Raw genomic sequence first — 15,258 nt, forward strand, 5'->3', positions numbered from 1 at the left:
GGTGCCGACACTTCGGCACCCCAGGGGAGCGTAGCTTTGGGTGGGCTCGAAGGTGAAGCGCATCGCGCTTCACCGAAGGGCCGGTGCCGACACTTCGGCACCCCAGGGAAGCGTTGTTTTGGGTGGGCTCGAAGTGTGAGCGCAGCGGGCTGCTTTTCTTTTCGCGCGCATTAAACCCATAGGGTTGATGGGACGTTGCGCGAAGGGGGAGATCGGGTGCTTGAGATCAGAGGTGTCACGCGGAGCTTTGGCGAGCGCCGGGTTCTCGACGACGTGAGCTTCACGGTGGCGGGCGGGCGCATGACGGGGTTCGTTGGCGGCAACGGTGCTGGCAAGACCACGACCATGCGGATCATCCTGGGGGTGCTTGCGGCAGACCGCGGCGAGGTGACGCTTCACGGTGCCCCGCTCACGCCGAGCGATCGCGCAAGAATCGGCTACATGCCTGAGGAACGCGGTCTGTATCCGAAGATGAAGGTCGCCGAGCAGCTCGTCTATCTTGGTCGACTGCACGGGCTCAGCGCCACAGAAGCCAAAGCCGAAGTGAATGATCTGCTTGAGCGTCTGGGTCTTGCTGAGCGCGCCAACGACCTGCTGGAAAGTCTGTCGCTCGGCAACCAGCAGCGTGCGCAGATCGCCGCTGCGCTAGTGCACCGCCCGATCGCTCTCGTGCTCGATGAACCGTTCTCGGGTCTCGATCCACTCGCCGTCGAAGCCGTCATGGGCGTGCTCCACGACTATGCGGCGCAGGGCGTGCCGGTGTTGTTCTCCTCGCACCAGCTCGACATCGTCGAGCGGTTGTGTGATGACGTCGTGGTCATCGGCGGTGGGCGGATCCTCGCGGCTGGTTCCCGGGAAGCGCTCCGGCGCGAGCATTCCAGCCTCAGCTACGAGCTTGAACTGGCAGCCTCAAGCGAGCTTCAGGGAGACCACCGAGGCGACTCGATTGATTTGGAATGGGTCAGAGACATGCCTGACGTCACGGTAACTGCCCTCGAGGGTGGTCGGGTGCGCTTTAACGTCGAGAGCGAAGCTGCGGGTCAGGCCGTGCTCACCCAGGCTGTGCTCACGCAGGTGGTGCAGGGCGATAGCCGATCCACTTTCGTGCAACGGTTCTCTAGAGTCACCCCCACGCTCGCCGAAATCTTCCGGGAGGTCGTGAAATGAATGCTCAAATCGCCCCCGTGGTGCGTCGCCCAACGGCCTCACGGGCCGCATGGCTTGTCGCCGAGCGAGAAATTACGACGCGGCTGCGCAGCAAGGCGTTTCTCATCTCGACAGGCATTCTGCTGCTCATCGTGCTCGCCGGCGTGTTGTTCGGGGGGTTCGTCTCGCAATCTGGCGGCATCGGTGGGCCCACGAAGGTCGCGGTGGTCGGAGAAGAACCGGCCGAGAATCTCGAATTGGCTGGGTTCGATGTCACCAAGGTCGCGGATCGCGCCGCAGCCCAGGAACTCGTAGAGAGCGGCGAGGTTGATGCCGCTGTAGTTCCGGGTGATGAAGGGCCGATCGACCTCACGGTGGTGGCGCTTGAGAGCACTCCGAGCGACCTGATGCAGGCGCTCTCCACCGCCCCTAGCGTGGAGCTACTCGACCCCATAATTGAAAACTTCTTCCTTGCCTACCTCGTGTCGATAGCGTTCGGCATGGTCTTCTTCGTCAGCGTCATGACGTTTGGCACGACCACCGCGCAGAGCGTCGTCGAAGAGAAGCAGACACGCATCGTCGAAATTTTGCTCGCGACGGTCTCGGCCCGAACGCTGCTCGCGGGCAAGATCCTCGGCATGACGGTGCTTGCTATGGGGCAGGTGATCGCAATCATCGCGATCGCCGCGTCCGGGCTGCTCGCGACCGGCCAGCAGATCCTCTTTGCGGAACTTGGCGCCGCACTCGCATGGTTTGGTGTTCTGTTTGTTTTTGGCTTCGTGCTAATCGCGACCCTGTACGCCGCGCTCGCGTCGCTCGTGTCGCGTCAGGAGGATATCGGCTCGGTTACCAGCCCGGTGATGGTGCTCGTGATGATCCCGTTCTATCTGGTCATCTTTTTCTTCGACAACGCGCGCGTAATGGAGATCCTGAGCTACGTGCCGTTGTCGTCGCCGGTCGCGATGCCCCTGAGGCTTTACCTCGGCACCGCACAATGGTGGGAACCGTTGGCTGCACTCTCCGTGCTGATTGTCACCATCGCGGTGGTCTTGTGGATCGGTGCTCGTATCTACAGCAACTCCGTCCTGCACACGGGCGGCCGCGTGGCGTGGAAAGAAGCCCTCGCGAAGACTGACTAGCCCGGGTTGGCCCTAGCCGAAGATCATGGGGCGGTCGTCCTCGTCCTCGTCTTCGAAGCTCGCGAACAGCAACGACGGATCGATGTCGCACACGACGGGAACGTGGTCGCTCGGTCCGTCACCCTTGCGTTCGTCGCGCGCGATCTCCGCACCCGTGACCGCGCTCGCGAACGCTGGTGAGCCCATGATGAAGTCAATGCGCATGCCCTCGTTCTTAGGGAAGCGGCCAGCCTTGTAGTCCCAAAACGTAAAGCCCTCGGGTACGATCGGACGCACCACGTCAGTGACGGTCGATTCGAACGAGGCGAACAGCGAGCGTTCGTCGGGGGAGACATGAGTGGATCGGCCCTCCACGAACGAAGGATCGCCCATGTCGGCGGCCAGGGGAGCGATGTTCCAGTCGCCCATCAGCGCGAGCGGGAGGTCCGGGTTCTCGGCGATCCACTGCTCTGTATTTCCGCGCAGCGCGAGCAGCCAATCCAGCTTGTAGGCATAGTGCGGGTCGTCGAGCGAACGTCCGTTGGGCACGTAGAGGCTCCACAGCCTGAGGTCGCCGACGGTCACGCCAAGCGCACGCGCCTCGAGCGGGAGGTCGTTTGGGCCGACACCCTGCACGTGCTCTTGACCCGCGATTGGCTTTCCAAAACCGGGCATGCCGGCGAAGCTGCGCGCCACCTCGGTCATCTCGTGGCGGCTCGCGAACGCTACCCCGTTCCACTGATTCAGTCCGTGGATCTCGAGCTGGTAGCCGGCACGCTCGAACTCGGCGACGGGAAACTGCTCGGGCTTGCACTTGATTTCTTGCATCGCGAGTACATCGATGTCTTCACGTATAAGCCAGTCGACTACTCGGCCGACACGGGTGCGGATGGAGTTCACGTTCCAGGTGGCAATGCGCATGGATCCACCGTAGCGCCCCGCCAGGATCAGGTGATGTTGTGCACCCGGAGGTGTCGCTCGGCAAGGCCCGAACGCAGGAAGTCGACGTGCATCTCGGTTTGCGCCAGAGCTGAAATGAGCATGAACCCCTTGAGGTTCTCCCACCCGGCAGACCAGGTGAGTTGATTCGCCAGCTCCCAGATGTGCGCGTGAGGGGCTTGCTCCAGCGCGGTGCGCACTTGGATGGTCCGCTGCAGGTGATGCGCGGCAAGAGAATCGCATCGTTCCTTGAGGTTGCGGAAACCGAACTGGTGGCCAGGTGCCACCACATGATCATCAAACTCGGCGACGATCTCCAGGCTGCTGAGGTAATCATCGACCTGGTTGGTCGGGGCGCTGCCGCCGAGCCCGATGCCACTATTGATGGTGGGCAGGACGTGATCGCCAGTGAAGAGGATTCGCTCTCGACGGTCTCGAACGCACATGTGCCCAGACGTGTGTCCGGGCGTGTGGATGACCTGGAGGTCACGCCCACTCACCGGCAGGATCTCTCCCGCATCGCAGAGCAGGTCCGCTGTCGGAAACGAGTCGTGCGTAGCCGAATTGTGGGAATGGGCAATCCTGCTGCGGTGCGCAGCTGGCACACCCCAGCTCTCAGCCCGTCGCGCCAGGTCCCCCGCGCCGAGCCCCAGATTGAGTTCGCGGGCGGCCCGGTCTTCTTCGCGATGCAGGAGGAGCCTCGCTCCCGATGCTGCTCGTATGCGCTGCGCGAGTCCGAGGTGGTCGGGGTGCAGGTGGGTGGCCACCAAGCTCTCTACGTCACTGACCGATCTGCCGATCCTGTGCAGATTCTTCTGCAGGAGCGCCCAGTTCTCGTCTGAATCCGTTCCAGGGTCGATGAGGTGTAGGTTTCCGGCAGAGTCCTCGATGGCGTAGCAAAGACTAAAGGGGATACCTTGGCTGTCCATGGGCACCGCGAATGACCAGATCCCGTCGGAAAGTTCCTCGGGTTCGGGCAGTGTGCCCTGAGACTCCGCCGCACGCCGCACGCTACTTGTTGGCTGCAGCATTGGGGGATCCTCCTCCGGGCACGAACCGATGAAATCGGCCTGGCCACACAGTGGAGGGGATGACGGGAATCGAACCCGCGCTATCAGCTTGGGAAGCTGAAGTTCTACCATTGAACTACATCCCCGGGGCGAGATTCCTGAAATCTCGACCTGTCTAGCCTAGCAGAAACGCGCTACTCGACAGGTGCCGCCTCCTCCGGGGCGGGCTGGCAGATTGCGGCTCCCGCACGGGCGGCGGCGAAATCGGCGGAGGACCAGGTCACAGCCGGGCCCACGCCAGCTTCTGCCGAGAGCGCGGCAAGTTCAAACGCCAGCGTGCGCACAAAACTCGCTCCGATGCTTGAGTTATTGAGCACCGCAACGACTGAGAATCCAGTTGCCGGGTCGTGGTACGAGGCGGTGAGCGTTCCCGTCATTTGCCCACTCATGCCCGAGAGCGACTGCACCTTTTCGTATCCGAAGCCCCATTTCTGACCGTTCGGGTCCTCGGCTGCCGCGATGAGTGCGGCAGCTTCTTCGCCCTCACCTACGGGCTCTCCAGCTTCGTTGCGAATGGGGTTGGTCGTTGAGCGTACCTCCGTGATGACGCCGGCACTTTCGGATCCACCGAGCTGGCCACCGAGGTAGCTCGCATAAAAGTTCTTCAGGTCGGTCACGGTCGTGACGGTGGCGCCCGCGGTGCCCAGCATCGAGGGTGAGACCTCTGTGACTTCAATCGGGCCGACCTCGCACTGGGGAACCCCACCCGCTGCTGGGTAGGTGAGGCCGGTGAGCCCGCCTGACGGAAGCTCGCCGCTTGAGAGCACGTCCCCCGGATAGTAGCTCGAGGGCATGTTCGCCTTGCCAAATACATGCGTCTCGAGAAGTTCGGGAATCGAGGTGCCGGTTACCTGCCTGAGCGCACGCCCCAAAAGCAAGGCGTCGGTATCACTTGGATGGACATCGAGCCCCGGCCACGACAACGGGGAATGCGCCAAGCCGTAGGAAAGCAACTCGCGGTCGCTCCACGGACGCGTGGGGTTGTTCACGAAGATGTCGCCAATTCGGCCTTTGTAATCAGCGAGACCGGATTGCGCGGTGCAGAGCTGCCCGTAGGTGATGCCTTCAATGCCGACTTGGCGCGAAACGTCGGCAGATACCTCGCGGTCAAGTGTCACGACTCCGTCGGCGACAAGTTCCAGCAGCAGTGCGCACATCACTGGCTGCGTGGCCTGGGCGCCGCGAATCGGCGCATTCGCCGAGGGCGCCTCGCCGTAGGCTTGAACGTAGTCGCCCGCGCTCCCCGTCCACACTCCGACAATGGCCCCGGTGGATCCACTTTGCTGCATGGCGGAGTTCACTGCTTCGTCGATGAGGCTCGCGAGCCCCGCGTCAACCGTGCTGACTTCCGCTTCACTCGAGGCTGACCCGTTGCTGGTGCAGGCGGTGAGCCCGAGAGCCGCCACCGTGAGCAGAGACAGGGCTGCGATGCGAGCGCGTCGCTCGAGCTTCGATACCACGGAACCGCCGATCACTTCAGTGGGCATAAGACATCGCGAGTCTACCTTCCTGATGCCGAGAGTCCGTTGGGCGCAGCGGAGCGCCTCAGAGGCGATTCATCAGATGAATGGTGTAGATTGTGCTACTTTTCACTACGATGTGATGGTGACTGATTTCGAAGCCTCCGTGATTACTGCCGTAGTTGACCACATGAACGGCGATCATCCAGAAGACAACCTGCTCATTGCGCGCGCATTTGGCCGCCCAGAGGCGACCGCCAGCGTGATGGTGGGGTTGGACGGAGCGGGTGGGCAGTGGCGCGTGACCGATGCGAGCGGCGAGAGCGAACTCACCGTGCCCTGGCCCGGGGGGCCAATCAGCGAGCGCCCTGAAATTCGACGCGAGGTTGTCGTTCTCTACAAGTCAGCGTGCGAGAAGCTAGGTGTCACCCCTCGCGAGGAGCATGCCCCCGAACCTGCTACCGACGGTGTGCACGCAGGCGGACACCCGCACGGTGAGCACGCACCCGCGCACGCCGGCGGTCATCCGCATGCCGCGACGACTTCGGATAGCGACGGTTCATTCGCACAAGCGATTCGCGAGGCGACCTGGGGCGACCACTCCGACAGCGAGGGGTCGACCTACATGGAAGACATCATGCGCGGTCGATCAGGCATCGAGGAATACACTGCGCTGGTCGCTCAGCACTACTTCGTCTACGAGGCGCTTGAAGCGGCATCTGAGAAGCTCGCCGCAGATCCCGATTTCGCGGCGTTCCATCCGCCCGCGCTCGTGCGCCTGCCGGCGCTCATTGAAGACCTTGAGTTCCTCATCGGTGCCGACTGGCGCGAGAAGATTCAGGCGGTTCCTGCGACGCAGGCCTATGCCGATCGCATCACCGCACTCGGAGACGAGCCGTGGTTGCCCGGACTCGTTGCGCAGCACTACACCCGTTACCTCGGCGATCTCTCGGGTGGGCAAATGATCGCGAAGCTTGTCGCGAAGCAGCACGGATTCGATCGCGCCGGCATCGCGTTCTACGATTTCTCCGAACTCGGACCGATCCCGGCGTTCAAGCAGACGTACCGCGAAGCGCTGAACCACATGGGTGCGCGGCTGGGCGAAGAAGAGCGAGAGCGGGTTGTCGCCGAGGTGCGTGCGGCCTACCGCTTCAACACCGAAACCTTCATTGACCTGGACAAGGCGCGGGGCGCCACGGTCTGAACAACCCTTACGCTGAAGTCGTGAGTTCAGCACCTGGCACCTCTGCGACTGCGTCGACCCCGTCAGCCGCGCCCGAGGGTGTGGCTGCGCCTCCGGCAGGTGCCGCACTACCCAAAGCGCGCGTCGCGCTCTGGGACAACGCCCGTTTCATCCTGATCGTGCTCGTGGTCGCTGGCCACGCCATCTCGACGGTGCGCACCGAAACCGCCTTCGGCTTCGCGACCTACGCCATCATCTACCTGTTTCACATGCCCGCGATGATCGCGCTGTCCGGATTATTCGCGAAGCCAGAGGCGACGCCGAAGGCGGCGCGATCCACCGTGCAACTCTTGGTGACGTGGCTGCTGTGGGAAGCCATCTGGGCTCTATTGCATTTCGTAGTCGACGGGCGGGGGCTGCCCGAAACATGGCTCGTCGCGCCTGCCTGGACCCTGTGGTTTCTCGTGACGCTGGCAACCATGCGTATTGTGCTCCCGTACATCGCGAGGCTCAGACATCCGCTCATTTTTTCGGTCGCCGTTGCGCTTGTGGCTGGGCTCAGCCCCGCAATCGGCACGCAGTTCTCTGCCTCGCGAACGCTCTGTTTCCTCCCGTTCTTTGTCGCGGCTTGGTTGGGGGTAGATCGCGGCTGGTTCCGTGGCGACTGGTTCATGCGGCCCGCCCGCGCCGTGCGGGTCTCGGCCTGGGCGCTGCTCGCCGTCATCGCCGCCGTGTTCGCCGCGCTACCCGGCCTACGGGAAATCTGGCGTATTGACACCTGGCTCACCTGGCGTGATGATTACGCGTGGCTGTTTGCGCGCGCCCCGATCGCGGGCTGGGCCCCCACCGAGTGGTGGACGGTCGCGCTCGGCGGGTCGGGGGTGCGGCTCGTGCTACTCGGTATCGCCGCCGCCATGACGTTTGCGGTGCTGCTCATCGTGCCGCGCGGGCACAGCATCATCACGGTGTGGGGCGCCCGTACGCTGTACGTCTACCTGCTGCACGGCCCTATCGTGTGGGTTCTGCGTGGCAGTGGCGCGGCTGAGTGGATCGGCTCATTCGGGGTACCCGGCGCAGTCGCCCTCATCGCGTTCGGCGTCGCACTCGCCGCGGTGCTCTCGATGGCATGGGTTTCGAGACTCTTCCGTCCTGTGATCGAACCGAGGCTCGAATGGCTCTTCTCGCGAGAGGTCGCGCGGTAATCTCGAACTGATCCAGGCGATGGCGCCTGGCGGAAGGGGGGGCGATGGCGAGCCGGCTCGCTCAGCGCTCACGTGTGCGCCCTGCTCGCTCGCGCGCCGTGCTCCTCTCGCTGGTAGGAACCCTGGCGTTCGCCGTAGCGCTGAGCGCCTGCGCGGCCGAGCCCGTTGTAGGGTGGCGGCCACCGACAGTCCCCGAGTCGGCTGTGACCGCAGGGGTGACGCTCGCGCAAGCGGGCGCGGATCCACTCATTCGAGACGACACGACAGCCGCGACCGAGTCGTTCGCGCTTGTGGATGATGCCCGTTCGTTCGACGCCGCCGAACTGGGGCTTGCCCCGCACCGGCTGCGCAGCGATGCGCTGGATCTTGCGGCCCGGTTTGTGTACGTGCCCGGCGTGCCCGCCTTCAATGAACACGTGGATCGGCTCATCTGGGCGGCGATCGGCGCGTCGGGGCAGCCGTACTCGCCCGAAGTGCACCCGGTCGACGCGGGGCTCGCCGACCGGGGGTGTGTGGCAGGTTCGGCCGCTTGGCCTGCGGCCGAGGTGCTGAGCCGGCCAGAGACCGGGCCGGTGGGAGGCGCGGGCACTGCGATCACCTGCGAGGTGACTGGCGCCTTCGGAACCACCCTGGTGCTTGTGCTGCGCACCGTAACCGGGAGCGCCGCGGACATCACCAGTGACGCACTGCAGACTCTGTACCTCGACGTGAGCACCGGTGACATGACCGAGGGCGTGCAGGAGTGGCGCGAGGAAGCACCCGCCGAGCTCTGGGTCGCGGCGAGTGAGCTTCTGCGTCGGCAGGCCGGGGCGCTCAGCACCGCGCCCCTGGCGGCACCCGACGCCACACAACTGGCCCTCGCCGCGGAGGCGCTCGCGTCGGCCGCGCACCCGGCAGACGGCGGGCTGCTGGTCACGCTGCCGGCGGGCCTCACCTCGCCGGAGCTCGAGGGCATCGGTGCTGGCCCGACCACCGTCCAGACCGTGCTGCAGGTCGACGCGGCAATCGCTGACGGGTGGGCGAGCGATCAGAGGCGGGCGCTGCTGGCCGCCGCGGGGCAGCCCTTCGTGGGGCTCACGGCTGCTGGTGCGCGCATGACCGTCGACTGCGCGCTGTTGCCCTGCGTGGCACTCACCTACGACGACGGACCCTCGGGATTCACCGCCGAGCTGCTTGACACCCTGGCCGCACATCACGCGGCCGCGACCTTCTTCATGATCGGCGGCACCGCTGCGGGCAAACCCGACATCGTGGCGCGAGTGGCGGCCGAAGGGCACGAGATCGGCAGCCACACCATGAACCACAAGACCCTGACGAAGATCCCGGGCGCGGAAGCCCGAGCTCAGGTGCACGATGCGGCCGCGCTGCTGCGGCAGCTTTCAGGTCAGCCGGTGGAGACGTATCGGCCCCCGTACGGTGCGATCAACGCCGAAACGCAGACCGCGATCGACATGCCCTCCGTGCTGTGGACGATCGACACGAACGACTGGCAGAAGCCGGGGCAGTCCGCACTTTTCGAACGCGCGGTGCTCCCCGCCCAGCCCGGCCACATCATCTTGTTTCACGACACCCACGCCGACACGGTGAACGCGGCCGGTGACATCATCGCCGGCTTGCAGAACCGCGGCTTTGAACCGGTGACCGTGAGCGAACTCTTCGGGGGCACCGCGCCCAACGCGATCGTGAGGCGAGGGTGAGCTCGATGATGGCAGACGCACAGCGCCACCTGGATCCACCAGCACCCGCCCGCGGCAAGGGAACCCGATTCTGGGCCCTTCTCGTGCTCTCGGTGCTGCTCCTTGCCTGCAGCGCCCTCGCGGGGTGGGTGTTGCTCGCGCCCAGCGTGCGGGCGGGGCTTGCGAGCCAGGAGGCCGATGGGCTGCGCGCATTCGGGGTGAGTGAGTACACGGGTACCGGCCTCGACCTCGGTGCCGCCTTCCGTGCCGGTGCCGACACCGAGATGTCGACCTCCGGTGCGCTGGCCGCGGTGACCCCAGACACGGGCTGGTGGATCACGCCGCAGGTTCACGGCGGGCTGCTGCTGCATTCGCCCGACCGGGTGCTCGTCGTAGAGATCGGCGTCGCGAGGGCCGCCGAAGCCCGCGAAAGGCTCGACCTCGCTGGCGCTGCCGGCGATCCACTGCGCACCGAAACGCTCGCAAACGGTGCGCGTGTGCAGCACGTCATCGGCGACACGGAGTTCACCGCGGTCGTCGAGCTGGGCGACACCGACCTGCTGGTCGAGGCTGAGGTCAACCCGGAGGGCGACCTCGTCGACTATCGGCCCGCGCTCGGTGCGCTGCTCGAAACGGTGACTCGGCCCGCGGGCTAAACGGAATCTTCCCCAATCCCCGGGGTATCCTCCGGCACGAGCAACTGATGCTGCGCGAGCTCGCGGTACAGGGGCACCGTTTTGACCAGTTCTTCGTGGGTACCCTCGCCAACAACCCGGCCGCCATCGAGCACGATGATGAGGTCTGAATCGACGACGGTGGACAGACGGTGCGCGATAACGACAAGCGTACGGCCGGTCGCGACCGAGTCGAGCGCCTCGCGCATGAGGCGCTCGTTCACCCCGTCGAGGCTCGCGGTCGACTCGTCGAGAAGAAGGATCGGCGGGGCGGTGAGCAGTGCGCGCGCGATCGCGAGGCGCTGCTTCTCGCCGCCCGAGAGCATCAGTCCGCGCTCGCCGACCTGCGCGTCGAGCCCGTTGGAGAGGCCGGCGTTCGCCGCCGAACGGTCGAGCAGCGCCCCCAGGTTTACGGCGCGCAACACCTGTTCGCACTCCGCGTCGGTCGCCTCGGGGGCGCCGAGCAGGAGATTCTCACGCAGGGTGCCGGCGAGCACCGGAGCGTCCTGTTCGACATAGCCGAGCTGCGCTCGCAGTTCGAGCCGATCGAGGGTGCGCAGATCCGCCCCCTGCAATGAGACGCTGCCCGAGTCGGGGTCGTAGAAGCGCTCAATGAGCCCGAGGATGGTCGACTTGCCGGCGCCGGATGGGCCGACGAGCGCGACGCGCGTTCCACGTGGAACATCGAAAGTCACCCCGTGCAGCACGGTAGTCTCAACGATTTCAGTCGGCGCTGATTCTATTGCGCGCCGGCCACCGCGACCCGAACCACGTACGAGCTCGCGGGCATCGACGCGCTCGGGTGCCGCCGAGCGGTAGGTGAAGTGCACCTGCTCGAAGCGGATCGCCGGAGCGTCCTCGCGTACCGCTTCCGCAAGCGGCACCGTGCGCCCAAGCGGGGAACGCTCCGCATCGCGTGCGGTCTCGGTCTCGAGCGAGGAGATCTCTTGGATACGGCCGAGCGCGCCGAGCGCCTGGTTGATCGCCGAGATCGCGCCGAAAGCCTGCCCGAGTGGAGCGATCATGAGGAAGAGGAACACGATGAAGGTAATCAGCTGGGCGATGGTGATCGCGCCGGTGGCGACGCGGAACCCGCCGAGGCCCAGCACCACGAGAAACGAGAGCTGCAGAGCGAGGAACGATACGGGCACGATGAAGGCCGAAATCTTCGCGACCTTCAGCCCCAGCACGTAGGCTTCCTCGGCCTCTCGCTCGGTGGAGGCCTGCTCGCGCCTTGCAGCACCCGCAGCTCGAATCGTGCGGATTGAGGACACCGAACGGTCAATCTGGGCGGCGAGGTCGCCCACCTTTTCTTGCGCCCGCGAGACAGCCGGGCGGATCCGCGAAGACACCATCACCACAATGACTAGGGCGACGAGAATGACCGAGAAGGTAATCGCGAAGAGCAGCGGATCGATCACGAGCATGCCGATCAGCGCACCGAAGAATACGAGGAGGCCGCTCACCGCCTCGACGAGGCCCTGGGTGAGCACCGCACGCAGCAGGGTGGTATCGCTGCCGATGCGCGAGACGAGATCGCCCGTGCGGCGGCGATCGAACTCACTGATGGGAAGGTGCAGGATCTTGCCGATCAGGGATCGTCGCGAAGCGAGGACCACGCCCTCACCCATGCGTTGCAGCACGTAGTGTTGAATGCCGCTGAGAAGCGCGCTGACCACAATGAGGGCAGTGAGAATCCAGAGCAGGACGCCGAGCGGCTCTGCAACCTGCACGCGCCCAATAACCTCGCCGAGCAGAATCGGCTGCGCGAGGGAGGCGGCCGCGCCGATGACGCCGAGCGCGAGGGCCAGTGCGAGGAGGCCGCGCTGTTCAAACAGGTAGGGAAGAAGTTGCCTCAACGACGCGCGCGGCCCCGTCGGTCCGGATGATGCTGTCGAGCGTCTGGCGGCGCGGCTTCGCGCGGGTTTTGAGTCTTCTTGCACGGGTGTCAGGGTATCCGGTCGACCTGACACGTGCCTGCTGCGGCTCCCACGCAGTTCTTTGTGCACCGGTGTTGCTGCCTGAGCCACCAGTGTCACTCTCTGAGGGTGACACTCGCGCAGGGTTCACGTCATCTGAACCCTGCGCCATGGGCGACCCGATGCGGGTGCGGCTAGCTTTCAGTCCCGCTAAGAGGCCCGGGTGAATCGAGTAAACGATTGAGGCTGAGTTCAAGCTGAGCCCGTTCTGCGGCGTTCAGGCCAGCGGTGAGCTCCTGCTGAACCTTCAGCACGAGGGGCTTCAGTCGCCTACGCTCAGCCAGCCCGAGCGTGGTCAGTCGGACGGAGTTGCGCCTCGCATCCTCGGCCGAACGTTGACGCTCGACCAGACCGTCGCGCTCCATCCTTCGCAGAATCTCCGCGATAGTCGAGCGATCGAGTCCGGCTTCGTCGCAGAGCTCCCGCTGGCTCGCGTCGCCGAGACGGTGCAGCGTGACGAGGATCGAGTACTGCACGCTGGACACTTCGGTCGATACCACCCGCGCCCACACTGCGACATGCAGTTGCTGCGCGCGACGGATGAGGAAGCCGACGTGGGCATGCGGCTCGTGTGCATCTTGGATCCCGCCGATAATCACGCCGGCTGCCTCGCCAGCAATCGCATTGGCCGCCTCAACGCCATTCTCGCCCGCAGTTTCATCCATCAACGCACCAGTCAACACACCACTCAACGTACAACAGCAGTCTGGCGGGGAAGGTAGACGCCGCCGAAGAACTCGGTGAGCTCTTCGCGGACGGTCAGCGGGAGTACGTGTGCGACGTACTGGTCGGGGCGCACGATCACGACTGCACCGCACTCAGAGACCCCGCGTGCCGCGAAGATGTCAGCGCTTTTGGCATCGACGGCCCAGACCTTCTCCCAATCCTGCAGTTGGAACGGCCCGGAGTGGGGGAGGAGGATCTCGGGTACCTCGCGCAGGTCTACCTCGTGATGCCCGCTGCGGAAGATCGCGTGCACGTCGAGCACGCTGTCGATATCTTCGTCGGCCGCTCGGAAGCGCTGCGTGGGCGCGTCAGGAGACTCGCTGAGCCAGTGCGCGAACTCCCGCAGCGCCGTTCCGTCGGTGTCGCCAAACGCGTAGATACGCCACCGTCCATCGGCTCGGTGCGCGTGTCCCAACTCCATGCGTTTGGCATCGGCGACCCGAACCACGGGGGCCGAGTGGAATCGCGTACCAATCTCGAAGCCTGTGGCGAGGGCCTGGTGCGAATCGTCGCCGGTCAGCGCTGACGGCGTGTACTTCGTGGCCATGCCAGCGGTGTATCGCCCTTGCCTGGCGAACTGATCGCGCATTTCACTCGCCGTGACACCCCCGAGCTCGGGGTGTTCGGGGTCAACGGTGGGCTGCGCGATAAAGGCCGACCATTCCCGATCGAAATCGATGAGATCTTGCGCGACGCTCTGCCGTTCGGCCGAATAACTGTGGAGGAGTGAGGGCTCCGATCGCCCGCGAAGCACGGCCGCCAGCTTCCAACCCAGGTTAAAGGTGTCCATCATCGAGACATTCATGCCCTGACCGGCCTTCGCAGAGTGCGTGTGGCAGGCGTCGCCCGCGATGAAGACGTGGGGGAGACGCCCGGTGGTGTCATCCTGTGGCACGTCGTCGAACTTGTCGGTTACGCGCTGACCGACTTCGTACACCGAGGACCAGGCGACCGAGCGCACATCGATGGAGTACGGATGCAAAATGTCGTTCGCCACAGCGGTCAGTTGCTCGGCGTTGGTCTTGCGAATCTCCCGGTCGCCTGCAGGCACCTCGCCCAGATCCACGTAGATGCGAACCATGCTGCCGCCCTCGCGTGGAATCATTAGGAGGCTACCCTTGCCCGCTGACTGGATCACGTTCTTCGTGCGCCAGTCAGGGAAATCAGTGTTGGCGAGTACATCCATAACACCCCACGCGTGGTTCGCGGCATCACCGTGAAGCTCGCGCCCGATCGAGCGACGAACACCGCTGCGGGCACCGTCGCAGCCCACCACGTACTTGCAGCGGACGGTGGACACTTCACCGGCATGTTTCCCTGTGAGGTGCTTGAGCTCTACGGTGACTGGGTAATCCCCTTCGCCGACGCTCAGCTCGACAAACTCGATCCCGTAGTTGGTCTCTAGCCTGCTCGACGATTTTGCCGCGTAGTCGAGCAGATACTGCTGCATCCGAGCCTGGTTCACGATGACGTGCGGAAACTCACTCAGCTCTTCGGGAGTGTCTTCTACCCAGCCGGTGCGGGTGATCTTCGAACGGTCGTTGTCTGAAGGGCCCCAGAAGCGGACCTCGTTCACCCAATAGGCCTCACGCATGAGTGCTTCGGCAAGACCAAACGCCCCAAACATCTCTACCGTGCGGCACGCGACGCCGTCGGCATGCCCAAGTTCGAGCGGACTCTCGCGACGCTCGATGATTCGCGTGTTGATCTCAGGGAACTCGGCGAGTTGCGCGGCGAGCACTGTACCAGCCGGGCCCGTCCCCACGATGAGCACATCGATTTCATCGGGCAGTTCGCGGGTGCGAGCGAGTGCTTCGGGTGCGGCGGGCTGAATGTCGGGATCGCCGGGGCGATATCCGTCACGGTAGAACTGCACGGCTGGACTCCTTTGGTCAGGTGCGGGTGCGTATGGATACGCGGGTGCTGGTGCGTATACGAGCGAGTATGCGAGTGCTCTTACTGAGCCTCACCACCGAGAACCGACGTAGAGCCGAATCACAGACTATCGTTGGTGCACCAACTAATGCAAGAAAAGTGTGCAGGAATGCGCCTGCGCGGTCGGACGTGTGGGTGTCAGTCCAGGAG

12 protein-coding genes and 1 tRNA gene are annotated in these 15,258 nt (G+C 64.6%); 6 read left to right on the forward strand and 7 right to left on the reverse strand.

The window, feature by feature from the left end; translation table 11 throughout:
* Positions 1-216 precede the first annotated feature (216 nt).
* Together ACTNFJ_RS00195 and ACTNFJ_RS00200 are read left to right on the forward strand one after the other, a co-directional pair.
* Positions 217-1,167, forward strand: a complete 951-nt coding sequence (locus tag ACTNFJ_RS00195; RefSeq protein ID WP_435906799.1) for an ABC transporter ATP-binding protein — start codon at positions 217-219, stop codon at positions 1,165-1,167.
* The gene (locus ACTNFJ_RS00200) at positions 1,164-2,285 is read left to right on the forward strand and encodes an ABC transporter permease (RefSeq protein WP_435906798.1); all 1,122 of its coding nucleotides are present in this window, start codon (positions 1,164-1,166) and stop codon (positions 2,283-2,285) included. The genes ACTNFJ_RS00195 and ACTNFJ_RS00200 overlap by 4 nt, the downstream gene beginning before the upstream one ends.
* A gap of 12 nt (positions 2,286-2,297) precedes the next feature.
* Here the strand turns inward: ACTNFJ_RS00200 and ACTNFJ_RS00205 are convergent, their stop codons facing one another.
* The 4 genes from ACTNFJ_RS00205 to ACTNFJ_RS00220 all read right to left on the reverse strand — a co-directional run bounded on the left by ACTNFJ_RS00205 (position 2,298) and on the right by ACTNFJ_RS00220 (position 5,760).
* Positions 2,298-3,185, reverse strand: coding sequence for an exodeoxyribonuclease III (locus ACTNFJ_RS00205; protein ID WP_435906797.1), 888 nt, complete (start codon positions 3,183-3,185; stop codon positions 2,298-2,300).
* A gap of 26 nt (positions 3,186-3,211) precedes the next feature.
* Positions 3,212-4,234, reverse strand: coding sequence for an MBL fold metallo-hydrolase (locus ACTNFJ_RS00210; protein WP_435906796.1), 1,023 nt, complete (start codon positions 4,232-4,234; stop codon positions 3,212-3,214).
* Between the two features lie 51 nt (positions 4,235-4,285).
* A tRNA-Gly gene (locus ACTNFJ_RS00215) sits at positions 4,286-4,359 on the reverse strand.
* Positions 4,360-4,407: 48 nt separating this feature from the next.
* Positions 4,408-5,760 carry a serine hydrolase domain-containing protein gene (locus ACTNFJ_RS00220; protein WP_435906795.1) on the reverse strand — a complete coding sequence of 451 codons (1,353 nt, stop codon included), beginning with the start codon at positions 5,758-5,760 and terminating at the stop codon, positions 4,408-4,410.
* 118 nt (positions 5,761-5,878) lie between these two features.
* Here ACTNFJ_RS00220 and ACTNFJ_RS00225 point away from each other — a divergent pair, with 118 nt between their 5' ends.
* From ACTNFJ_RS00225 to ACTNFJ_RS00240, 4 genes are read left to right on the forward strand one after another with little or no spacing between them, the layout of a single operon-like run.
* The gene (locus ACTNFJ_RS00225; RefSeq protein ID WP_435906794.1) at positions 5,879-6,937 is read left to right on the forward strand and encodes a biliverdin-producing heme oxygenase; all 1,059 of its coding nucleotides are present in this window, start codon (positions 5,879-5,881) and stop codon (positions 6,935-6,937) included.
* 20 nt (positions 6,938-6,957) lie between these two features.
* Entirely contained in the window at positions 6,958-8,118 is a 1,161-nt protein-coding gene (locus ACTNFJ_RS00230; RefSeq protein ID WP_435906793.1) for an acyltransferase family protein, read from the forward strand.
* Positions 8,119-8,162: 44 nt separating this feature from the next.
* Entirely contained in the window at positions 8,163-9,815 is a 1,653-nt protein-coding gene (locus ACTNFJ_RS00235; RefSeq protein ID WP_435906792.1) for a polysaccharide deacetylase family protein, read from the forward strand.
* A 5-nt stretch (positions 9,816-9,820) separates the two neighbouring features.
* Positions 9,821-10,450, forward strand: coding sequence for a hypothetical protein (locus ACTNFJ_RS00240; protein ID WP_435906791.1), 630 nt, complete (start codon positions 9,821-9,823; stop codon positions 10,448-10,450).
* Here ACTNFJ_RS00240 and ACTNFJ_RS00245 read toward each other — a convergent pair.
* From ACTNFJ_RS00245 to ACTNFJ_RS00255, 3 genes are all read right to left on the reverse strand, one after another.
* Positions 10,447-12,411: an ABC transporter ATP-binding protein gene (locus ACTNFJ_RS00245; RefSeq protein WP_435906790.1), complete on the reverse strand. Its 1,965-nt coding sequence runs from the start codon at positions 12,409-12,411 to the stop codon at positions 10,447-10,449. The two genes, ACTNFJ_RS00240 and ACTNFJ_RS00245, sit on opposite strands and share 4 nt — an antisense overlap.
* Positions 12,412-12,581: 170 nt before the next feature.
* Entirely contained in the window at positions 12,582-13,112 is a 531-nt protein-coding gene (locus ACTNFJ_RS00250; protein ID WP_435906789.1) for a MarR family winged helix-turn-helix transcriptional regulator, read from the reverse strand.
* Positions 13,113-13,135: 23 nt separating this feature from the next.
* Positions 13,136-15,049, reverse strand: a complete 1,914-nt coding sequence (locus ACTNFJ_RS00255; protein ID WP_435906788.1) for an FAD-dependent monooxygenase — start codon at positions 15,047-15,049, stop codon at positions 13,136-13,138.
* Positions 15,050-15,258: the final 209 nt, after the last annotated feature.

The sequence above is a fragment of the Leucobacter shiyiweii genome (assembly GCF_052446065.1).
Taxonomy (GTDB): Bacteria; Actinomycetota; Actinomycetes; order Actinomycetales; family Microbacteriaceae; genus Leucobacter.

Coding starts and splice junctions, on each gene's coding strand:
- ACTNFJ_RS00220 (WP_435906795.1), bottom strand. CDS start 5,760: ATGCCCACTGAAGTGATCGGCGGTTCCGTGGTATCGAAGCTCGAGCGA.
- ACTNFJ_RS00205 (WP_435906797.1), bottom strand. CDS start 3,185: ATGCGCATTGCCACCTGGAACGTGAACTCCATCCGCACCCGTGTCGGC.
- ACTNFJ_RS00240 (WP_435906791.1), top strand. CDS start 9,821: ATGATGGCAGACGCACAGCGCCACCTGGATCCACCAGCACCCGCCCGC.
- ACTNFJ_RS00200 (WP_435906798.1), top strand. CDS start 1,164: ATGAATGCTCAAATCGCCCCCGTGGTGCGTCGCCCAACGGCCTCACGG.
- ACTNFJ_RS00235 (WP_435906792.1), top strand. CDS start 8,163: ATGGCGAGCCGGCTCGCTCAGCGCTCACGTGTGCGCCCTGCTCGCTCG.
- ACTNFJ_RS00250 (WP_435906789.1), bottom strand. CDS start 13,112: ATGGATGAAACTGCGGGCGAGAATGGCGTTGAGGCGGCCAATGCGATT.
- ACTNFJ_RS00210 (WP_435906796.1), bottom strand. CDS start 4,234: ATGCTGCAGCCAACAAGTAGCGTGCGGCGTGCGGCGGAGTCTCAGGGC.